21 protein-coding genes and 1 tRNA gene are annotated in these 20,914 nt (G+C 67.1%); 11 read left to right on the top strand and 11 right to left on the bottom strand.

Annotated elements, in window-relative coordinates:
• Positions 1-480: 480 nt before the first annotated feature.
• From J2T21_RS17750 to J2T21_RS17730, 5 genes are all read right to left on the bottom strand, one after another.
• Positions 481-1,236: a GlgB N-terminal domain-containing protein gene (locus J2T21_RS17750; protein ID WP_307583223.1), complete on the bottom strand. Its 756-nt coding sequence runs from the start codon at positions 1,234-1,236 to the stop codon at positions 481-483.
• Between the two features lie 242 nt (positions 1,237-1,478).
• Positions 1,479-2,477: a 23S rRNA (guanosine(2251)-2'-O)-methyltransferase RlmB gene (gene rlmB / locus J2T21_RS17745; protein ID WP_307583220.1), complete on the bottom strand. Its 999-nt coding sequence runs from the start codon at positions 2,475-2,477 to the stop codon at positions 1,479-1,481.
• Between the two features lie 105 nt (positions 2,478-2,582).
• Positions 2,583-4,052: a cysteine--tRNA ligase gene (gene cysS, locus J2T21_RS17740; protein WP_307583219.1), complete on the bottom strand. Its 1,470-nt coding sequence runs from the start codon at positions 4,050-4,052 to the stop codon at positions 2,583-2,585.
• 52 nt (positions 4,053-4,104) lie between these two features.
• Positions 4,105-5,379 carry a 2-C-methyl-D-erythritol 4-phosphate cytidylyltransferase gene (ispD, locus tag J2T21_RS17735; RefSeq protein ID WP_307583217.1) on the bottom strand — a complete coding sequence of 425 codons (1,275 nt, stop codon included), beginning with the start codon at positions 5,377-5,379 and terminating at the stop codon, positions 4,105-4,107.
• A 137-nt stretch (positions 5,380-5,516) separates the two neighbouring features.
• Complete coding sequence (locus J2T21_RS17730; protein WP_071214867.1) at positions 5,517-5,999, bottom strand: CarD family transcriptional regulator; 483 nt, start codon at positions 5,997-5,999, stop codon at positions 5,517-5,519.
• A 312-nt stretch (positions 6,000-6,311) separates the two neighbouring features.
• On the opposite strand from J2T21_RS17730, the gene J2T21_RS17725 reads away from it, so the two are divergent.
• Positions 6,312-6,839 (top strand): hypothetical protein, encoded by a 528-nt coding sequence (locus tag J2T21_RS17725; RefSeq protein ID WP_307583213.1) that lies wholly within the window; start codon positions 6,312-6,314, stop codon positions 6,837-6,839.
• A gap of 178 nt (positions 6,840-7,017) precedes the next feature.
• Here the strand turns inward: J2T21_RS17725 and J2T21_RS17720 are convergent, their stop codons facing one another.
• Positions 7,018-7,698 (bottom strand): response regulator transcription factor, encoded by a 681-nt coding sequence (locus tag J2T21_RS17720; RefSeq protein WP_307583212.1) that lies wholly within the window; start codon positions 7,696-7,698, stop codon positions 7,018-7,020.
• Positions 7,695-8,912 carry a sensor histidine kinase gene (locus J2T21_RS17715; protein WP_307583210.1) on the bottom strand — a complete coding sequence of 406 codons (1,218 nt, stop codon included), beginning with the start codon at positions 8,910-8,912 and terminating at the stop codon, positions 7,695-7,697. Before J2T21_RS17715 ends, J2T21_RS17720 begins: the two co-directional genes overlap by 4 nt.
• A gap of 181 nt (positions 8,913-9,093) precedes the next feature.
• On the opposite strand from J2T21_RS17715, the gene phoU reads away from it, so the two are divergent.
• On the top strand, positions 9,094-9,753 hold the full coding sequence (phoU, locus tag J2T21_RS17710; protein WP_307583208.1) for a phosphate signaling complex protein PhoU: 660 nt from the start codon (positions 9,094-9,096) through the stop codon (positions 9,751-9,753).
• Positions 9,754-9,960: 207 nt separating this feature from the next.
• Here the strand turns inward: phoU and J2T21_RS17705 are convergent, their stop codons facing one another.
• Together J2T21_RS17705 and J2T21_RS17700 are read right to left on the bottom strand one after the other, a co-directional pair.
• Positions 9,961-10,263 carry a DUF4193 domain-containing protein gene (locus tag J2T21_RS17705; protein ID WP_071214863.1) on the bottom strand — a complete coding sequence of 101 codons (303 nt, stop codon included), beginning with the start codon at positions 10,261-10,263 and terminating at the stop codon, positions 9,961-9,963.
• 309 nt (positions 10,264-10,572) lie between these two features.
• Positions 10,573-11,316: a phosphoglyceromutase gene (locus tag J2T21_RS17700; protein WP_307583206.1), complete on the bottom strand. Its 744-nt coding sequence runs from the start codon at positions 11,314-11,316 to the stop codon at positions 10,573-10,575.
• A gap of 86 nt (positions 11,317-11,402) precedes the next feature.
• Between J2T21_RS17700 and J2T21_RS17695 the strand changes: the two genes are divergently transcribed.
• The 3 genes from J2T21_RS17695 (at position 11,403) to J2T21_RS17685 (ending at position 14,428) form a co-directional block, all read left to right on the top strand.
• Entirely contained in the window at positions 11,403-12,260 is an 858-nt protein-coding gene (locus tag J2T21_RS17695; RefSeq protein ID WP_307583204.1) for a class I SAM-dependent methyltransferase, read from the top strand.
• 66 nt (positions 12,261-12,326) lie between these two features.
• On the top strand, positions 12,327-12,794 hold the full coding sequence (locus tag J2T21_RS17690) for a hypothetical protein (protein WP_307583202.1): 468 nt from the start codon (positions 12,327-12,329) through the stop codon (positions 12,792-12,794).
• Positions 12,791-14,428, top strand: coding sequence for a DUF5671 domain-containing protein (locus J2T21_RS17685; RefSeq protein ID WP_307583200.1), 1,638 nt, complete (start codon positions 12,791-12,793; stop codon positions 14,426-14,428). Before J2T21_RS17690 ends, J2T21_RS17685 begins: the two co-directional genes overlap by 4 nt.
• A gap of 104 nt (positions 14,429-14,532) precedes the next feature.
• On the opposite strand, the gene J2T21_RS17680 is transcribed toward J2T21_RS17685, so the two are convergent.
• Complete coding sequence (locus J2T21_RS17680) at positions 14,533-14,838, bottom strand: DUF2516 family protein (protein WP_307583199.1); 306 nt, start codon at positions 14,836-14,838, stop codon at positions 14,533-14,535.
• A 10-nt stretch (positions 14,839-14,848) separates the two neighbouring features.
• A complete protein-coding gene (locus J2T21_RS17675) occupies positions 14,849-15,994 on the bottom strand; it encodes a trans-sulfuration enzyme family protein (RefSeq protein WP_307583197.1) in 1,146 nt (381 codons plus the stop codon).
• A 121-nt stretch (positions 15,995-16,115) separates the two neighbouring features.
• Between J2T21_RS17675 and tmk the strand changes: the two genes are divergently transcribed.
• The 6 genes from tmk (at position 16,116) to J2T21_RS17645 (ending at position 20,886) form a co-directional block, all read left to right on the top strand.
• Positions 16,116-16,775 carry a dTMP kinase gene (tmk, locus tag J2T21_RS17670; RefSeq protein ID WP_307583227.1) on the top strand — a complete coding sequence of 220 codons (660 nt, stop codon included), beginning with the start codon at positions 16,116-16,118 and terminating at the stop codon, positions 16,773-16,775.
• A 2-nt stretch (positions 16,776-16,777) separates the two neighbouring features.
• Positions 16,778-17,926, top strand: a complete 1,149-nt coding sequence (locus J2T21_RS17665; protein WP_307583195.1) for a DNA polymerase III subunit delta' — start codon at positions 16,778-16,780, stop codon at positions 17,924-17,926.
• Between the two features lie 72 nt (positions 17,927-17,998).
• On the top strand, positions 17,999-19,549 hold the full coding sequence (locus J2T21_RS17660) for an alpha/beta hydrolase (protein ID WP_307583193.1): 1,551 nt from the start codon (positions 17,999-18,001) through the stop codon (positions 19,547-19,549).
• Positions 19,550-19,631: 82 nt separating this feature from the next.
• Positions 19,632-19,704, top strand: a tRNA-Thr gene (locus J2T21_RS17655).
• 99 nt (positions 19,705-19,803) lie between these two features.
• Positions 19,804-20,307: a MepB family protein gene (locus tag J2T21_RS17650; protein ID WP_307583191.1), complete on the top strand. Its 504-nt coding sequence runs from the start codon at positions 19,804-19,806 to the stop codon at positions 20,305-20,307.
• 9 nt (positions 20,308-20,316) lie between these two features.
• On the top strand, positions 20,317-20,886 hold the full coding sequence (locus tag J2T21_RS17645; protein ID WP_307583189.1) for a GNAT family N-acetyltransferase: 570 nt from the start codon (positions 20,317-20,319) through the stop codon (positions 20,884-20,886).
• Positions 20,887-20,914: the final 28 nt, after the last annotated feature.

Raw genomic sequence — 20,914 nt, 5'->3', positions numbered from 1 at the left:
CACACGGGGGTGCGGACCCTGAAACCATTCACCAATAAAATAAATAAATTGGTATCAACAAATTTGGCACACTATTGAGTTCTCAAACAACAGACGCTTCCAACTTCCACGACCCGGGCTTATGTTTCCTGCCGGCGCTTCGCTCTGGAGCAACTTTTCAAGCTTAGTCCCAATCAAACCCGGAGTCAAATCGACTTCCGAAATTCATTTGGAATTCTTTGCATCCGCCTTCCGCTGCTCTCCCTTTCGGGCTACGCTGCGGGGCTCGGTGCGAGAAACAACTCTACGCGCAACCCGCCCGAATGTCCAAACACAGGCTTCCTTCGCCCTTCAAGGTGCATAAACCGCAGAATCACGGCGAATCTCGGTCATATAACGGTCCAAAACCAACGAAATTTGCCAAATTGGATTCCTGTGAACTGGCCCACAGTATTTACCGGTCAATGGAGGGGTTTCATTGCATTGAAAATTCCCGCATTTCTAGGCTTCGAATCCCTCGGGTTGGACCACACAGATGGTGTCCGGATCCTCGGTCGAATAATGGCCAACCGGGTCGGCGTACTCGACCCATGTACCGGTGGGCTCCAGGTACTCGAACCGGTATTTGGCCCCGATGGCCACGCCGGGGATGAAGATCTCCCAGATCCCGCTGTTTCCAAGCTTGCGCATGGCGTGGGAGGAACCATTCCAGATATTGAAGTCGCCGCACACCCGTACGGCCACGGCTTCTTCCTGCTTGACCACGAAACCGGTGCCTTCCACCTCCCCCATGGGTGAAGAGTAGTGCTGGGGGTGCGCACCAAGCAGGAGCTCCTGCACCTGTACTCCCCCGGTCCTGATTCGATGCAGCTCCATCTCGCCAAGGCGCGGTGTGTGCCGGTACGGATCGTCGACCACCCGTACCCCGTCGGGCTCAATGCGTTGAATCCGGTAATCGGGAACCCTCCCGATCTCCTTGGCTTCAAGCAGGCCCACCCAAATGTCCCCGTGTTCACGTGTCATCGGCACAATCTCGGTTTTGGTGAGGATGTTGATGGCCAGGGCACCGCGTTGCAGGGTCCGGACGCCCACATGACCCAAGCGGTTCAGGTGCGGGCCGAGGACCGCATGCGGGGATTTGTCTTCGCCGCGTTCAACCGCTTCCAAGACCTCGGGCCGCACATGCAATGGCGCACCCAAGGATTCCTCAAGCCGTTGCGGTGCATAGTCGTCGGCGTCTAGCTGCGTTGGACCCATGGCGTTTCTCCATCCCTTCGCTGCGACGAGATGTTCCCCCGGCTGCAGTCCGGAGCCCGGGGTTCCCTTGCGTCTCACGCTATCGAGAATCGCCGGGCTTGGGAATAGTCCGTCGGACCGCCCCGGGGCACCGGGATGTGCGTTAACGAAGAAAGTGGTCCGACGAATCCTTGCCGGAAACGTCGAACCACTTTCATGAAAGCCTAGCGCCTTCCGGGCAGTGCCCGATGCACGGTGTTGCCCTACTTGGTGCGCTTGCGCGAAACCTCGTACAGCGTGATGCCCACGGCCATCGATGCGTTCAGGGATTCCATCCCGGAGTTGATCGGGATCGAGACGATCGAATCGCAGTTCTCGCGTACCAGTCGGGACAGGCCCTTGCCCTCGGAACCCACCACGATGCACAGAGCCTCGGTGGCCAGGCCAAGATCCGGAAGGGAGACATCGCCGTCGCCGTCCAGGCCGATGACAAACACCCCTGCTTCCTTCATGCCCTTGAGCGTGGAGGTCAGGTTGGGGGCGCGGGTGACGGGCACGCGCACCGCGGCACCGGCGCTGGTCTTCCAGGCCGAGGCGGTCATGCCCACCGAGCGGCGCTCGGGAACGATCACGGCGTGGGCGTTGAAGGCCGAGGCCGAACGAACGATGGCACCGAGGTTGCGCGGATCGGTGATCCCGTCCAAGGCAATGAACAGCGGGGCGTTCTTGATATGGCCCTTGTTGTACTTGGAGATGGTGGCCTTGACGGTTTCCAGCGCGTCGGCGTAGTTGTACGGCGGGACCTGCAGGACCAGGCCCTGGTGGATCGCCTCATCGGTCATCCGGTCGAGTTCCGGCTTTCCGGTTTCCATCACGGGGATGCCGCGTTCGGCGGCAATCTTCAGGGACTCGCGCACGCGCTCGTCCATGTCGATGCGGATGGCCAGGTGCAGGGCCTTGGCCGGGATCCCGGCGCGAAGGGCCTCAACGACGGAGTTGCGCCCGGTGACCAGCTCTTCGCTGTTCTTCGAACGCCCCCCGGTGCTGCGGCCGCGGGGCGCAGAGCCCTTGGCCGGGCCGCGCTTGGCGGCGGAGCGCTCGGCGAGCTCCTTGTTCTTGTACGCCTTGTGGTAGGGGCGGTCCTCGGCCTTGGGCGTGGGGCCCTTGCCCTCGAGTGCCTTGCGGCCATATCCGCCGGTTCCGACGGAGGGGCCCTTCTTGCTCTTGCGTATGGCGCCGGAACGCTTCTGTGCAGCAGACATGATGGTGTATTCCTAGGATCGGGGCGGACGGCACGGCGATTTCACACACCGCCCCGCCCATTTTAGCGACAAAGAACGTCGATTCCTTGCCCTTTGTGGGGCAACTTACCCTTTCAGGCTCCAGCGGGCGCCGTCGGCGGAATCCTCGACCACGATTCCCGCCGCAGCCAGGGTGTCCCGGATGGCATCCGAGCGTGCCCAGTCCTTGGCTTCGCGGGCGGCGGCCCGGTCGGCCAATTGCGCGGCAACCAACACGTCCAGGGCGGAGCTCAGGGCCGAGTCGGCACCGCCGCCGGCCTCGATGGTGTCATCCAGTCCCAGCGCGTAGGTCATGGCCATGACCTGCTGCATTGCCTCGTCCGCGGTATCCGTCTCGCCGGCCGCCAGCGCGGTGTTGCCGCGGCGCACGGTCTCGTGCAGGGCGGCAAGCGCCTGGGGCACGTTCAGGTCGTCGTTCATGGCGTTGGCAAACGCCTCGGTGACCTCGAAGTGGTGCATGTCGATGGAGAAGTCGTCGTTCGGACCGACATTGTGGATGCGCAAGAGCGCGTTGGCGACGAAAGTGTCGATGCGCTCGACCGCGGCCGTGGCCTCGGCCAGTGAGTCGGGGCGGTAGTCCAGCTGCGAGCGGTAGTGCGCCTGGCCCAGGAAGTAGCGGACCACGCGCGGGGTGGCCAGTTCCAGCATCTGCGCCGGGGAAATGGTGTTGCCGATCGACTTGGACATTTTCTCGCCCTGGTACGTGACCATGCCGTTGTGCATCCAGAAGTTCGCGAAGTCGTGGCCCGCGGCCATCGACTGGGCCATCTCGTTCTCGTGGTGCGGGAAGCGCAGGTCCAGGCCACCGCCGTGGATGTCGAAGGCGGTGCCGAGGTACTTGGTGACCATGGCGGAGCATTCCAGGTGCCAGCCCGGGCGGCCGGCGCCCCAGGGGCTCGGCCAGGAGGCGGTTTCCGGGTCGGTGTCCTTGTGGCCCTTCCACAGGGCGAAGTCGCGCGGGTCGCGCTTGCCGCGCGGATCGGCGTCCGGGGCCCCCTGCATGTCGTCGACGTTCTGGTGCGTCAGCGAGCCATAGGCGGGGAAGGAGCGCACGTCGAAGTACACGTCGCCGGAGTCGTCAAGGGCCGGGTAGGCGTGGCCGCGTTCGATGAGCCTGGCAATCAGCTGGTGCATCTCGGTGATGTGGCCGGTGGCGCGCGGCTCGTAGGTCGGCCGACGCACCCCCAGGGTGTCGTAGGCGGAGGCGAACTCCTGCTCGAAGCGGTAGGCAAGCGCGAACCAGGCCTCGTTGGCGAAGTAGTCCTCGTCGCCCTCGAAGTCCTCGGAGAAGGAGGCCGCGGACTTTTCGAGGATCTTGTCGTCGATGTCGGTGACATTGCGGACCACGGTGACCTCGAAGCCGCGGTTTTCCAGCCAGCGGGTGAGGATGTCAAAGGCGATGGCGCTGCGCACGTGGCCCACATGCGGCATGCCCTGGACTGTCGCGCCGCAGTAGTACAGCCCGACCTTGCCCTCGTTCAGGGGAACGAAGTCCCGGGTCGCTGCCTGCTTGGTGTCGTAAAAACGGATGCTCACCAGTACAGGTTATCCGAAGCGGTCAAAACCCGGTGCGCGGCAGTCCGGGGATTCAGGGGCGGACCGAGTACACAAGCGCGGTGGCATAGGCGGTCAATCCCTCGCCCGCCCCTTCGTAGCCCAATCCGTCCGAGGTGGTGGCGGTGACGCTAACGGGGGCGCCGGCAGCCTTGCTCAGCACGGCATCGGCCTCCAGCCGGCGTGCGGCGAACTTGGGGCGGCGGCCCACGAACTGGACGGCCACGTTGCCGATCTCGAATCCGGCCTCGCGCACCAGGCGGGCCGCCTCGGCCAGCAACGTGGTGCCCGGGGCCCCGGCGTACTCGGGACGGTCGGTGCCGAAGTGCGTGCCCAGGTCCCCGATCCCGGCCGCGGAGAAGAGCGCGTCGCAGGCGGCGTGGGCCACGGCGTCCCCGTCGGAGTGCCCGGACAGGCCCTGGTCCCCGGGGAAGTGCAGCCCGGCCAACCACATGGGCCGGGACTCGGAGGGATCGGCGACGGCATGCACGTCGATCCCGATTCCGGTGCGCGGGATCAACAGCGGGGCAGGGTGGCCGGTGGGCTCGGTCATCGGGGCTTCCTTCTCTGGATGGCGCGGCAGCATGGATTCGGCCAGGACGAGGTCCGGTTTGGTGGTGATCTTCAGTGCCGCGGCTGCGCCCGGCACGGTGTCCACGCGCTCGCCCAGCATCTCCATGAGCATCGCGTCGTCGGTGATCGCCTCGGCTTCGGCCCGGTCCCGGCTGGCGGCGCGTCGGTGGGCGGCCAGCAGCGTGGGGGCGTGGAAGCCCTGCGGGGTTTGGACCGCGCGCAGCGTTTCGCGGGCCGGGGTGCCGGTGATGTGCGGCTGCCCGTGGCCCGGGTCGGTGGCGACATGCTTGATGGTGTCCACCACTGGCACCACCGGAATCACCGCGCGGGCCCCGGCAACCAGCGCCGCGGCCACCTGGCGGAAGACCTCCGGCGGGGTCAGGGCGCGGGCCGCATCGTGGATCAGGACCCGTTCGGTTTCCGCGTCCAGGGCAGCTAGCCCGGCCCGGACCGAGTCAGTGCGGGTTGCCCCTCCATCGACGCAGCGTGGTTTCAGCGGATGGCCGGCGGCGCGTGCCGCCAGTTCCGTGTCGCCGCCGGGCAGCACGACAATGACTTGGGCTGCGCAGCCTGCCTGCTGGATGCGGTCCAGTGCGTGCTCAAGCAGCGACCGCCCGGCCAATGGAACCAGGGCCTTGGGGATGCCGAAACCCAGCCTGGTTCCGGAGCCGGCCGCAACCACAATGATCGCCGTTTGTTGGATCTCTGGCCGGCTTAGGGAAATGGAGGAATTCACGCACCCAAGCCTAGCGGTGTTCGTTTCCCGGTCGGCGATGCCCGGCAGATGGCGGGTTAAATGCCGGTGGGGGTCCGGGGCTCCTTGCGGAGTCCGGACCCCCACCGGGGTTCAAATCAATTAGTGCTTGAAAGCTGCTACGAAGCCAAGACCTCGTCGAGGACGGTTTCTGCCTTTTCTTCGTCGAGCTTCTTGGCCAGCGCAAGTTCGCTGATCAGGATCTGGCGTGCCTTTGCAAGCATGCGCTTTTCGCCTGCGGAAAGACCGCGGTCGTTGTCACGGCGCCACAGGTCACGAACGACCTCTGCCACCTTGATCACGTCGCCGGAAGCCAGCTTTTCCAGGTTCGCCTTGTAACGGCGTGACCAGTTGGTAGGCTCTTCTGTGAACTCGGCACGCAATACCTCGAATACGTGGTCCAAGCCCTCCTGCCCAACTACGTCGCGCACACCAACGAGATCGACATTTTCTGCCGGAACCTCGATGGTCAAATCACCCTGGGCAACCTTAAGCTTGAGATACATCTTCTCTTCGCCCTTGATGGTGCGCATTTTGATCTCTTCGATCATTGCTGCACCGTGGTGCGGGTAGACAACTGTCTCGCCAACCTCAAAAACCATGTGGATAAACCCCTTTCCCGTTAACCAGTTTATCACGATAATTGGTCAAAACGATTCGGGACCCTCCCCTACTCCCTAGCAATGGCGCGGTTTTGGCCCTTCCCAAGCGGCCGATCTAGTGCTATGTCAAGCGGTCATTTCGGGTCGGTTCAGTGCCTTGATCAGCGCATTGATGACACTTACGCCGGGGGCCGAATCATACATTCGGGACAAAACCCATTAGGCTAGGGGACGAGAGTGGCTCCCTCGGGTGCAACCCGTGTGCCCACGAGCTCACCCGAACTCGAACCTGATTGAGGAGTTTGTGCCGTGATGACCGCACAGAAGAACCGTGGACGCCGCGTCGTTGCAGCAGCCGCACTGGCCATGTTGACCCTTGGTGTTACAAGCTGTGGCGCCATCAACGAACAAGCGACGACGTTCCAGTACGCCGCATCCGATGGAATCGTGCTCAATGTCGGCGAACTTGATGTCCGCAACCTGATGCTCGTCACCAAGAGCGCCACCGACGAGGCCCGCGTACTTGGCTCCCTGGTCAACAACACCGACACCGCCCTGTCCCTGGAACTGAAGCTGTCGACCGGCTCGGTCACCATTGCGGTCCCCGCCAAGAGCGCCGTCCAGCTGGAAAAGACGGAGAACGAAAAGCTCCTGCCTTCCACCGGAGTGGCCCCCGGAGCCCACGCCAAGGCAACACTGGTTGTTGGACCGAACTCCGTTGAGGCCGGTGTCCCGGTGATCGACGGCACCCTCGAGGAATACCGCCAGTACGTTCCGGGCGGATTCGACCCGAGCGTTCTCAACCACTTGACCCCGTCCCCGAAGCCAGCCGAACACTAGGCAGCGCGGGCGCCACGGCGCCGACGGTGGAATTCAAGATTCAAAAGCGATGGGCCCGGAGGATTCCTCCGGGCCCATCGCTTTTGCCGTTAACCGTCGTTGGCCCCAGATGCCCGGGCGAAGCATGCGACGAACCCCGGTTTGGCAGCGCCAAGACGGGGACCGTCACACCGGCCGGTTAGGCCTCGAACTTGTAGCCCAGCCCGCGCACCGTGACCAGGTGCACCGGGGCAGCCGGCTCCGGCTCGATCTTTGTCCGCAGCCGCTTCACGTGCACGTCCAGGGTCTTGGTGTCCCCCACGTAGTCCGATCCCCAGACCCGGTCGATCAGCTGCCCGCGGGTCAGTACCCGGCCGGCGTTGCGCAGCAGCATTTCCAGCAGTTCGAACTCCTTCAGCGGCATCGGCACCTCCGAACTGCGCACCGAGACGACGTGGCGCTCCACGTCCATGCGCACCGGGCCCGCGGCCACGATGTTGGATACCAGCTCGTCGCCCTCGCCCTGGCGCCGCAGCACCGCGCGGATGCGGGCCACCAGTTCCCGGGAGGAGTACGGCTTGGTGACGTAATCGTCGGCACCCAGCTCCAGGCCGACCACCTTGTCGATTTCCGAGTCCTTGGCGGTCAGCATGATCACCGGCACCTGGGAGGTGACGCGGATCTGGCGAAACACCTCGGTGCCGGGCTGGCCCGGAAGCATCAGGTCAAGCAGCACCAGGTCGGCGCCGTGGCGCTCGAACTCGGTGACGGCATCCAGGCCGTTCTCGGCCACGCGAACCTCGAAGCCCTCCTTTTCCAGCAGGTACGTCAACGGGTCGGAAAGCGACTCCTCGTCCTCAACCAGCAAAATACGGGTCATCCCCGGCCTCCTTCCGGCAGCGCATCCGAAGGGCGCGCACCGTGTTGTGTGTGATCGTTCCGCGAGGGAAGCGAGTTGTCTTGTTCGCCGGATTCCTCGATCATCGGCAGGCGCACCGTGAAGGTCGAGCCCTGTCCGGGCTGCGACCACAGGGTGATTTCGCCGCCGTGGTTGGCCACCACGTGCTTGACGATGCTCAGCCCCAGCCCGGTGCCCCCGGTGTGTCGGGAGCGTGCCGCGTCGATGCGGTAAAAACGTTCAAAGATCCGTTCCTGCTCGTCCGGGGCGATGCCCGGGCCCTGGTCGGTGACGGAGATCTGGATCAATCCGTCGCGCGCCCGCAGCCCCACGCCCACGGTCGTGTCTTCCGGGGAGTAGCGGATCGCATTGTCGATGAGGTTGCGCAGGGCGGTCATCAGCAGGTCGCGGTCGCCGAAAACCGCCTGTTCCACGGTGCCGCCCACGGAGATCTTGATGCGCTTTTCCTCGGCCGGCAGCTTGTTGCGGTCCACCGCCTCGGCGAGCACCTCGTTGAGGTCGATGGATTCGCCGGCCTGTACCACGTCGGTGCCCTGCAGGCGGGAGAGTTCGATGATGTCCTGGACCAATGCGGCCAGCCGGGCCGATTCCTTGTGCAGCCGGGTGGTGAAGCGGCGCACGGCAACCTCGTCGTCGGCGGCGCCGTCGATGGCCTCGGCCAGCAGCGAGATCGCCCCGACGGGGGTCTTCAGCTCGTGGGAGACGTTGGCGACGAAGTCGTTGCGGACCGCGGCGGTGCGGGTGATCTCGGTGCGGTCGTCGGCCAGCAGCAGGATGTATTCCTCGCCCAGCGGGGCGACCCGGACGTGCACGAACATGCTGGTGGCACCCATGGTGCCGCGCTGCAGCTCGAATTCGCGCTCGGCAATCACTCCGTCGGCGCGGACCTTGCGTGCCAGGGCGCGCAGATCCTCATGGATCAGCGTGTGCCCGCGCACCAGTCCGTAGGCATAGGAGGCGGGGTTGGCGCGCACCACCCCGTCGACCTCGTCGAGGATCACGAAGGCGCGGCCAATGACCGAGAGGACTTCGGCGGAACCTTCGGGCAGCGTTGGTTCGCCGACCACGGGCAGCCCGCCGCGGGAGCGCATGGAGCCGCGGTACGCCATGATGCCCACAATGCCCAGGGCCAACCCGACGAGGCCCGCAACCACCGATAGCAAGACATCATTCACGCCTCCTAGCCTAGCCGGGGTTCGAAGCCCGACCCGTGCCAAAGCGGGGAGATCGGCGACTCATTCACCAAACGTTCACCTCGTTCCCCCGGAGGGTTCACCCGGTGCTGTAACAATGGACATGAACAGTTCCGTCGTCCGTGCCGGACGCGGTGCCCCACCGTAGTGAAAGGACGCCCGCGTGCGTAAGGTTTTCCAGGCCGATCTGCAGCAAATCGGAGAAGAACTCATCGAGATGTCTCGTTTGGTGGCCTCGGCCATGGAACGGGCCTATGAGTCGTTTGCGAATGCGGACATCGAGTTGGCCCAGGAAGTCATCGGCGAGGACGCGAAGATCGATTTCCTGCAGAACCAGCTCGATGAGCGCGCCATCGACGTGCTTGCCCTCCAGGGCCCGGTGGCCTCGGACCTGCGCATGATCGTCGGGTCCCTGCGCATGAGCGCCTCGCTGGAGCGCATGGGCGATTTGGCCCGCCACGTGGCCCAGTTGGCCCGCCTGCGCTTCCCGCAGCAGGTGGTCCCCGAGTCCATCGCCCCCACCTTCAAGGCCATGGCCGAGCTGGACATCGCGATCGCGAAGAAGGTCGGGGAGTTGCTGGACAGCCGCGATCTGGCCGTGGCCCGGGAAATCATCGAGCTGAACACCAAGATCGATGAATTGCATGTCTCGATCTTCAAGGCCGTCGCCGCCCCCGAATGGAACCACTCCGGGCCGATGACCGCCGATGTCACCTTGACCAGCCGCTATCTGGAGCGCTTCGGCGACCACGGTGTCTCGGTGGCACGCAAGGTCTCCTACCTGGTCACCGGGGAATGGGATCCGGACATCACCGGCTTCTAGCCTTCAAGACGCGAAAAACGCGCCGGGATCGCCCCCACGGGGCCGGGCCGGCGCGTTTTTTGTGGTGTGCATTGTGCGCTTAAACGCCAAACCGCCACAACCATCCCGCACGCGGGCACCCTCGGCACCGAGGACCATTGGCCATCGACGGGCGGGCGCCGTTGCGCGAAAAAGTGCAGCGGCAGAGCTTGGTGGGCGTTGGCTTCTTTAGCCTTCGCAGTCGCGGCAGTATGCCACGCCATTTGCCTCGCGCGCCAGCAGCGTGCGGTGGCGGATCAGGAAGCACGAGCCACAAAGGAACTCGTCTTCCTTCTGCGGAACGACGGTGACCGTCAGTTCCTCGTTCGACAGGTCGGCACCCGCCAGCTCGACACCGTCAGAGGTGTCTTCCTCGTCCAGGTCTCGGGACACGCTGCGTGCGTCGGGAGCGTTTGCGGACTTGACCGCTTCAAGGGAGGCCTTACGGGCCTCGGCTACGTCTGGCCGGACCTCGTCATAATCAGTTGCCACGAAATGCAATCCTTACGTGATTCAGGGGTACGTCGAGACGACACAGTACAGCATGAACCCGTGTGCGCAAGTGCCAATTCTTCTTTTTAAGCCCGTCGCGCACATTTTGTGATCAGACACACATTCAGGGCACCTGCCTCCGCCGCATCCGCATGGCGCCGGACACAGTGGACGACCTTGCTTGCGGGCCCCGCAAACCGCCAAAAACGCACCTTCCACCCAACGGATCGGGGCCGTGCCCCCCGCCCGTCAGGGCAGGGAACACGGCCCCGAAAATCCCCCCTCGGAGGGGAATCGCGTGCTTGGGCCCTAGCGGCCCTGGTTGGCCACGGCCTTGATGGCGTCGGCCGCCGCGTCGGCATCCAGGTACTGCCCGCCACGGGTGACCGGGGTGAAGTCCTCGTTCAATTCGTACACCAGCGGGATCCCGGTGGGGATGTTGAGACCGGCGATGTCCTCGTCGCTGATGCCGTCCAGGTGCTTGACCAGGGCGCGCAGCGAATTGCCGTGCGCGGTGACCAAAACGGTCTTGTGCGCGGCCAGGTCCGGCTTGATCTCATCCTCCCAGTACGGAAGCATCCGCACCAGCACGTCCTTGAGGCACTCGGTGCGCGGTGCGTCGTCGCCCAGGTTGGCGTAGCGCGGATCGTTGATCTGGCTGAATTCCGAATCGTCGGCCAGGGCCGGCGGCGGGGTGTCGTAGGACCGGCGCCATTCCATGAACTGCTCCTCGCCGTATTCGGCCAGGGTCTGGGCCTTGTCCTTGCCCTGCAGGGCGCCGTAGTGGCGCTCGTTCAGGCGCCAGCTGCGCTTGACCGGGATCCACGACAGGTCCGCGGACTCCAGGGCCAGGTTGGCGGTGATGATGGCGCGCTTGAGCAGCGAGGTGTGCAGCACCGCCGGGGCCAGTCCGGCCTCGGTGAGCAGCTTACCGCCGCGGGTTGCCTCGGCACGGCCCTGCTCGGTGAGCGTGACGTCGTACCAACCGGTGAACAGGTTCTTTTCGTTCCACTCGCTTTGCCCGTGGCGCAGCAGGATCAGGGTGTAAGTCATGGAACCCATTCTAGGACGCGTGAAGTGCCTTACTTTATTCCGTGACACGCGCGGGTCGCGGCGCCGGGCACTTTACGCTTAAGCCAATGGTTCAGAAAGCGACTCGGCTCGGCGGACGGTCGCTGACCGGTCGCCCGCTGGGCAATACGACCCGTGGGACCACCAATCCCAACCGCATGCGCCGCGTGGACCGCTGGATGACCGGGCCCCAGGCCTGGCGCCTGCGCCCCGGAACCACCGGGGCCCCGCCCATTGCGGTGGACCTGGGCTACGGGGCGTCCCCTGCCACGGCCGTCGAATTCTTCGACCGCGTGCGCTCCGTGTCCCCGTTGGCCCAAGTGGTAGGCATCGAGATCGAACCCGAACGCGTGGCACGCGGCACCGCCCTGCACCTGGAGGGGCTCGATTTCCTGCTGGGCGGCTTCGAGATCCCCATTCCCACGCAGGCCACCGTGATCCGCGCCTTCAACGTGCTGCGGCAATACGACGAGGCAGACGTGCCCGGCATCTGGAAAACCATGGCCGGGCGGCTGACCGAGAACGGCGTGCTCATCGAGGGCACCTGCGATGAGATCGGCCGGCGCAGCTCCTGGGTCGCCGTGACGAAAAACGGTCCGCAAACCCTGAGCATCTCCCTGCGCTTCGGCGCCTTCACCCGCCCCTCCGATGTCGCCGAGCGCCTTCCCAAGGCACTGATCCACCGCAACATCCACGGCGAACGCATCCACGAATTCCTCGCCGCGGCCGATGCCGCATGGCTTTCCGCCGCACCGCTGGCCTCCTTCGGCAACAAACAGCGCTTCGTGGCCATGTGCCGGGCCCTGCGCGAGAACGGCTGGCCGATCTGCGACTCGGCCTCGCGCTGGCGGCTGGGCGAGCTGACCGTGAAGTGGGAGGCCGTGGCCCCGCGCACCGGCGCCCTGGCCTTGGCGGAACTCAACTAGCCAGCCCCGGATTTCACGCTCCCCAGCGGGGATGCAATTCACCGCCCGTGGCCCCATACTTGACCCATGGCCAAAGATATTGGGCGGCCCGGGAGACCACTTCTGGTGCTGCTGAGCGTGATCGCCGCACTCGTGCTCGTCTCCGTTGTCGTCGTGCTCACCCGGGGAACACCGAAACCGCTGGATGCCTCCACCCCGGCCGGGGTGGTGCAGGGCTATGTCACCGCCGTCATCGGCGGGGACGAAGCCGCCGCCGCACGCTTCCTCGAGCCCGGGGTGGACACCCGCTGCAAGGGATTCGAGTCCATCGCCCCGGAGCGGAACATCCGCGTTGCGCTCATCTCCACGACCCAGCGCGAGACCACCGCCGATGTCGCGGTTTCCATTTCCTACACCAACGTCGGCGGCCCCTTCTCCAGCCCCGAATACGCCAGCGAGGAATCCTTCGGCCTGTCCCTCGTCGGTGGCAAGTGGCTGATCTCCAACGCCCCGTGGCCCCTGCTCACCTGCCAGGACACGGAAGTCGGGCCATGAGCGCCCCCGCCGCGGCGACCAGCCGCCCCAGCGCCCCCGCCCTGGGCACGCTGCGCCGCATCATCCTCTTTGCCCTCCTCTTCACCCTGGTGTCCCTGACCGCCTCCGGCGTCGGCGGGCTGCTGGACAGGTTGTTCACCGCGTCCGAGACGATCGCGTTCAATGATTCCTCGTCGCTGGCGCTTTGGCTGGCCCTGACCCTGGTTGGCGGGCCGCTGGGTGCCGTGGTGTTCTGGGCCTCCTGGCGCATGCTGGCGGATCCGGCCGAACGCCGCGCCACGGCCTGGGGCATCTACGTCTCGGCCATGTACATGACCTCCCTGGTGACCGCGACCAGCTTCGGCATCGGCGCCCTGGCCTCACTGGCCGGCGGGGACTCCGGTTCCTGGAAGTCCTCCCTGGCCCAGGCCCTGGCCTGGGCGGGGGTCTGGGTGTGGCACCGGTGGATCCTGGGGCACCGCGGCCGGGGCCCGGAGGCATTGGCGAAGGTCCCGCTCGTGCTGGGCACCGTCCTGGGCCTGGCGATCGGCCTGGGCGCCGGCACCAACGCGCTGGCCGTGCTCTTCGAGCGTGCGTTGGGGACCGACGGGGAACTGGCCGCCGTCGGGGTTTCGTGGTGGCGACCCGGGCTCGGCCTGATGGTGTGGGCCGCCGGGGGCATCCTGATCTGGTGGTGGCACTGGGTTCGCGAGGGCGCCCGCGGGCTGCACACCAAGCTGGCCGGCGTGGGGCTGGTGGCGATCGGAGTCGCCGGGTCCGCGCTCCTGGCCCTGGGCGGGGCCGGGGTGCTGCTCTACGTGCTGCTTCGCCTAGGCCTGGATCGCACCGACCCGGTGCCGGCGATCCTGGAACCGGCGCCCGAGGCGCTGGCCGCCGCGCTGCTTGGCACGCTGTCCTGGCTGTACCACGCCCGGATCGCGCGGGCCCGGCCCGAGCCGGTCCCGGCCGCGGCGCAGCTGGCGGTCTCCGGGATCGCCCTGGCCGCCGCCGCCTCGGGGATCGGGGTCGTCATCAATGCCGCCCTGGCCACGGGCACCACGCGGCTGGGCGGCACCGACGCCACGGTGCTGCTGCTGGCGGGCCTGAGCTCCCTGGCCATCGGAGGGCCGCTGTGGTGGTTCGCCTGGCGTCCGACCCGTCCGGCGGAACCGCACGGCCGGCGGATCTACCTGGTGCTGGTCTTCGGGATCAGCGCCGTGGTCGCCCTGGTCACGCTGCTGGTGATCGGCTTCCGGCTCTTCGAGTTCATGCTCGGGGACGCCGGCGGCACGGGCCTGCTCGAACGCGTCCGCGCGCCCCTGGGCCTGCTGGTGGCCACCGGGCTGGTGGCCGGGTACCACTTCGCGCTGTGGCGGCACGACCGTGCCGCGGCCCCGGCGCCCGCCAGGGAACAGGCACCGGCCATCGGGGAGGTGCTGCTGGTCGCCGGAGCCAACGCCCGGGACCTGGCCACGGCCATCGCGGCGCACACCGGCGCCGTGGTCACGGTGCTGCCGCGTGCGGACGGCGCCACCCCGGCCCTCGAGGCGGTGCTGCCGGCACTGGAAGGCCTGGAGGCCGCACGGGTGCTGCTGCTGGCCGGGCCCGGGGAACGGGTCGAGGCCATCGAGCTGGATGCGGACACGCCGCGCTAGCCGCGAGCACCCGAAACCGGGAAACGCGGCCGGCATGCTCCCGCGAGGGGCGTGCCGGCCGCGTTCGAGGCACCGGTGCGGCGGGTGCGGAACCCGCCGAATGCTCAGTAGTTGTAGTAGCCGCCCTTGCCGGACACCGCCGGCTTGACGTCCGCCAGGTACACGCAGGCGATGCAGGCGCCGATGAGCTGGAAGATCCCGCCGCCGCCGCCGGAGAGCACCGAGAGCACGCAGACCAGGGTTGCGGCGGCGGTCATGCCCATCCAGAACGGCTTGGAGCGCTTGTTTTCGCGCTGGTAGTTGGCGGCCGGGTGCCGCACGGCGTCAATGAGCGCCACCAGGGCCAGCACCGCGGCAACGATGCCAAGGGCAAACAGGAGATAGTACTCAAACAAGTGCGCGTAGACCATGGGAATCAGCTTAGCCGCCAACACCCAGCGCGGCGACGAGGTCGGCGTGCAAGTCCTCGATGTTTTCGATTCCGACACTCAGGCGCACCAGGTTCTCCGGGACCGTATCCGGTTCCCCCTGGTGGCGCCGGCGCCGCTCGGCCAGTGACTCGACCCCGCCCAGCGAGGTTGCCGGGGTCCACAATTCCAGCCGTGCGAGCATGGCGTCGGCCGCGTCCGCGCCGCCTTCGACCTCGAGGCACAGGATCGCCCCGAACCCGTCAAGCTGCGCCGCGGCCCGCTGGTGCCCGGGATCGGTCGGCAGCCCCGGGTAGCGCACCCTGGCCACCGCCGGGTGGGAGGACAGGCGCACGGCCAGCTCCATCGCGTTGGCCTCGGCCCGGTCCAGGCGCAGGGCCATGGTGCGGATGCCGCGCAGTGTCAGCCAGGCCTCGAAGGGCCCGGGGATTGCCCCGTGCAGGGTCCGCATGGTGTGCAGGCGGGTGCGCAGCTCCGGGTTTCCGGTCACCACGGCACCCAGGACCACATCCGAGTGGCCGCCCATGTACTTGGTGGCCGAATGCACCACCACGTCGGCGCCCTTCGCCAGCGGACGCTGGCGCAGCGGGGTGGAGAAGGTGTTGTCCACCACGGTCAGCACGCCCGCGGTGCGGGCGGCAGCCAGCAGCACCGGCAGGTCGGCGACCTCCAGCATCGGGTTGGTGGGCGATTCCAGCCAGGCCATGTCGGCCCCGGCAAGGGCGGCGATCGCGGCCTCGGTGTCGGCCAGGTCCACGTGGCGCACCGTGAGCCCCAGGGTCCCCTGCAGCTCGGCGACCAGGGAGAGCGAGCCGTTGTAGGCGTGGGCCGGGATCACGATGGTGCCGCCGACCGGCAGCAGCGAAAGCGCCGCGGCCACCGCGGCCATGCCCGAGGCATAGGCCAGCGCCGGCAGCTCGCACCCTTCGAGGGTGGCGATGGTCTCCTCCAACGGGTCCCAGGTCGGGTTGGTGAAGCGGCCGTAGACCTTCTCCCCGGCTCCCGGAGCCCCCAGCGAGTGGAAGGTCGAGGAAAGCACGATGGGCGGGTTCACGGGCTGGTCAATGGCGTGCGGCGGGCGTCCGGCGGCCACCACGACGGTGTCCGGGGCCCACGGCGCGGAAGCGGGGCGAGTCATGTTTTTCAGGTTACTCCCTGGCCCTTCCGATTCCCGGCTTGGTGACGCGCACCGTGCGGGTTCGCCGATGGGGAACCCGGTGCCCGGGGCAGATAGGCTAGTGGCCGTGAGTGACACGCAGCTGAATCCCGAGATCGCCGGCCGCTTCATCGTCTTCGAGGGCGGTGACGGTGCCGGAAAGTCCACCCAGGCCGCCCTGCTGGCCGACGCCCTGCGCGCGTCCGGCCACACGGTGCTGCACACGCGCGAGCCCGGCGGCACGCAGATCGGCGAGAAGCTGCGCTCCCTGGTCCTCGACCACGGGCAGGGCACCGTCGATGCACGCACCGAGGCGCTGATGTATGCCGCTGCCCGCGCTGCCCACGTCGAGCAGGTCATCCGCCCGGCCCTTGAATCGGGCACCATGGTCGTCTGCGACAGGTACGTCGATTCCTCCCTGGCCTACCAGGGCGTCGGCCGGGAGCTCGGCGAGGATGCGGTGCGCTCCATCAACGACTTTGCCACCGGCGGACTGGTCCCGGATCTGACGGTGCTGCTGGATGTGGCGCCGGCCGACGGGCGCTCCCGGCGCACCACCGGTGCCGACGGAGCCCCGGTGGTCGAGGACCGCCTGGAATCCGAGCCCGACGAGTTCCACTCCCGGATCCGCGACGCCTTCGTGCGCTTCGCGGCCCGCGAACCGGACCGCTACCTGGTGCTGGATGCCGCCACCGGGGTTTCCTCGCTGGCCTCCGCCATTTCCGCCGCCGTGCGGGGCCTGTTGGACGGGAACGAAGCCTAGCCATGGACGTCTGGGACGACTTGCCGGGGCAGGACAAGGCCATCACCGCGCTGCGCCGCGCGGTCGCCGAGGGCAACCCGGCGCACGCATGGCTGTTCACCGGTCCCCCGGGCTCCGGGCGCTCGAACGCGGCCCGCGCCTTCGCCGCGGCCCTGCAATGCCAGCTGCCCGATCCGGCGCAGCGCGGCTGCGGGCAATGCAAGGCCTGCGTGACGGTGCTGGCCGGAACGCACCCCGATGTCGCGCTGATCGCCACCGAGAAGGTCAACTACCAGATCGAGGACGTCCGGACACTGATCACCAAGGCCCAGGACCGGCCCTCCACCGCGCCCTGGCGGGTGATCATCGTGGAGGATGCGGACCGGATGACCGAGCGCACCACCAACGTGCTGCTCAAGTCCATCGAGGAGCCGCCCCCGCACACCATCTGGATCCTCTGTGCCCCGTCCCCGGCCGACGTCTTGGTGACCATCCGCTCGCGCTGCCGCTCGGTCTCCCTGGCGGTGCCCACCCGCCAGGCGGTCGCTGAGCTGCTGGTGCGCCGCGACGGGCTCACCGCCGAACAGGCCGACTTCGCCGCCCGGGTGTCCCAGTCGCACATCGGCATTGCCCGCCGGCTGGCCCGCGACGAGGAGGCCCGCCGCCGCCGGGACCGGACCGTGCGCATGCCGCTGCGCATCCGCTCGGTCTCCGACGCCGTCATGGCCGCGGCCGAGCTGGTGGAACTGTCCACCGCAGAAGCCACCGCCTCGTCCACCGAACGTGCCGAGAGCGAAGCCGCGGCGCTGCGCACCGCGCTGGGCATGGATGCCGATTCGCCCATCCCGGCCCAGCAACGCAGCCAGTTCAAGGCCCTGGAGGAAAACGCCAAGCGCCGCGCCCGGCGCTCCACCCATGATGCGCTGGACCGCTCGCTGATCGACCTGACCACGTTCTTCCGCGACGTGCTGCTGCTGCAGCTCAAGAGCGGCACCGAGCTGGTCAACGAGTACCTCAGCGACAACCTGCACGCCTACGCCAACGCGTCGCGGCCCGAGGCCACGGTGGCGAAGATCGACGCGATCGCAGAGGCCCGCGCGCGCATCGGCGCCAACGTGGCCCCGTTGCTGGCCATGGAGGCCATGATGGTTGCGTTGCGCCCGGCCAAGTAGCGTCGTCTTCGTCTTTACCCACCTGTCCCGCCCCGAGATCCCAGATCCGCCACCAAGGAGCCCGAAGCCTGCATGAGAGCACCCCGCCGCCTGTCCCTGATTGCCGTCCTGGGGTCGTTGGCCCTGCTGCTGGGCGCCTGCTCCATGGCCACCGTCGAGGCACCGGCGCCCGCGCCGGCCACCGCGCCGGCAGCCCAGCCTTCCGCCGGTGCGCCGGTGGACGCGGTCCCGGCCGGCCTGGAGAAGTTCTACGCGCAAGAACTGGACTGGAAGTCCTGCGGCGGGGTGCTGCAATGCACCGAGCTGAGCGTTCCGATGGACTATGCGAACCCGGGCGGAGACACCATGACCCTGGCGCTGAACAAGCGCCCCGGCGCCAAGAACGCCGCAGGTTCCCTGCTGGTGAACCCCGGCGGGCCCGGCGCCTCCGGGCTCGAAATCGTCCGCGACGCGGTCCCGACGATGTTCGGACAGAAGCTGCAGCGCGGCTTCGACGTCATCGGCTTCGACCCGCGCGGGGTCGGCTCCTCCACCCCGGTGAAATGCGAGAACCCCGAGGAGCAGGACGCCAGCCGCGCGGAGCAATTCGACGCCACCACCGATGAGGGCCTGGCAGCCATGCGCAAGGCCAGCGCCGGGTATGCCGCGCTCTGCGCCGAGCGCACCGGCCAGGCCCTGGGCTTCGTGGACACCGTTTCCGCGGCCCGCGACATGGACGTGATGCGCGCGGCGCTCGGGGACAAGCAACTGAACTACCTGGGCTACTCCTACGGCACCTCGTTGGGTGCCCACTACGCCCAGCTCTTCCCGCAGAACGTCGGCCGCCTGGTGCTGGACGGGGCCCTGGACCCCACGCTGGACAACAACGAAATCACCATGGGCCAGGCCGTCGGATTCGAGCACGAGATCCGCGCCTACATGCAGGACTGCCTGGATTCCGGGGACTGCCCGTTCACCGGCGAGCTCGAGGACGCCCTGGGCCAGCTGCGGGAGCTCTTCGATTCCGTCGAGGCCAACCCGATGGTCTCCAGCGACGGTCGCCGCGTCCCGATCATCGACTTCGTCAACGGCTTCATCATCCCGCTCTACGACAATTCCACATGGCCCATGCTCACCGAGGGACTGCGCAACGCGATTGCCGGGAACGTCGATGACATCTTGTACTTCGCCGACCTGAGCGCCGGGCGCGAGTCGGATGGCAGCTACACCGGCAACGGGACCGCCGCCTTCACCGCCATCAACTGCCTCGACTACCCCATGGATGCCGGCATCCCGGCCATGCGTGCCGAGGCCGAGGCACTGGCGGAGGCCGCCCCCACCATCGGCAAGTACCTGGCCTACGGCCCGGTCGGCTGCCAGGACTGGAAATACCCGGCCACCGGCAAGCCCGGAGAGCTGACCGCCAAGGGCGCGGCCCCCATCATGGTCATTGGCACCACCGGGGACCCCGCCACCCCGTATGCCTGGAGCCAGTCGCTGGCCGAGCAACTCGAGTCCGCCTCGTTGGTGACCTTCGAGGGCCACGGGCACACCGCCTACGGCCGGTCCAACGGCTGCATCTCCAACGCCGTGGAATCCTATTTCCTTGACGGCACGGTTCCGGCCGACGGATTGCGCTGCTGAGCCAGGATCGGCGTCGGGCCGTTTTGACCGCTGCCGATAGACTCCTATAAAGTGTTCACTTGTGGTGCTTGCGCACCACGGTGCCTCCTTAGCTCAGTTGGTAGAGCGTTTCACTCGTAATGAAAAGGTCGCCAGTTCGATTCTGGCAGGGGGCTCGTTTTTTGGTTCGAGGGCCCGTCACCACCAGGTGGCGGGCCCTTGAGCGTTAACGACCACGGCGCCCACGACACCCGCGGCCCCAGGAGAAACCCCTCATGCCACCTGCGACGCCCGATCCCGAAGACTACGTTCCCGAGTTTGCGCGATTCCTGGAAAACAGCGGTTTTCTGGAGGCCGGTCGCATTTCGGACCATGTCCCCGATCCAAACCCGGAGGCGCGCGCCTACGCCGGCTGCAGCTTCGTGATGGCGGGAGCCGTTGGGGCAGGCACCCTGACGGTATTCCGCTCGGCCAAGGTGACGCCCACGAAGGCGGGCCTCTTCACGACCCTGTGGAAACGCGACGGGAACGGTGCCACGCGGCCGTACTCGCTCGCCGACGAGGCCGAGAATTTCATCATTGCGGCCTCCGTGCCCTACGGATACGGGTATTTCACCTTCACGGCCACGGATCTGGCCAACCACGGCATCCTGGCCACCGGCGGCAAACCCGGAAAACGCGGGTTTCGGCTCTACACCCCGTGGGACACCGGGTTGAACAGGAGCGCGGAGGCCACGTGGGCCTGGCAACGCGCCTTCTTCACCATCGTGGACGGCTAGTCTTTTTCCATGGAAAAACTCTCGCTGGCCACCGCGAACTTGGAGCTGGTTCCGCCCGGACCCGATGATGCCGAGGCGGTTTTTGCCGCCTGTCAGGATCCCGAGATCCAGAACTGGGTGCCGATTCCGGTGCCCTATTTGCGCGAACACGCCCTGGTGTACGTCACCTCGCACACCGATACGACGTGGGCCGAGGGCACCGAGCACACCTGGACGATTCGCTCGGCGGGCACCCTGGCCGGGGTCGTGGGCCTCTACCGGGTCGCCAACGGCTCCGCCGACCTGGGCTACTGGATGGCACCGGACTTCCGCGGCCGGGGCTTACTGACCGAGGCCTGCAATGCCGTGCTGGATTTCGCCTTCGCCCCCGTGCCCGAGGGGCTCGGCCTGGCGCGGGTCGGCTGGAACGCGTACGCGGGGAACCTCGGTTCGGCCCGCGTCGCCCAGAAGCTGGGCTTCCGGTTCGAGGGCACCGCGCGCCTGGGTGCGGCGCTGCGCGGCCAATTGCGCGACGACTGGGCAGCCGGATTGCTCGCCACCGACGACCGCTCCACCTGCCCCTGGGCAATCCTGGACTGAGCCGGTCCCCGCCCAAACGGCCGGTGGC

Origin of the sequence: Paeniglutamicibacter psychrophenolicus, from assembly GCF_030812255.1 — a bacterium.
Classification (GTDB): domain Bacteria; phylum Actinomycetota; class Actinomycetes; order Actinomycetales; family Micrococcaceae; genus Paeniglutamicibacter; species Paeniglutamicibacter psychrophenolicus_A.
This window is presented reverse-complemented; position numbering and strand designations above follow the sequence as displayed.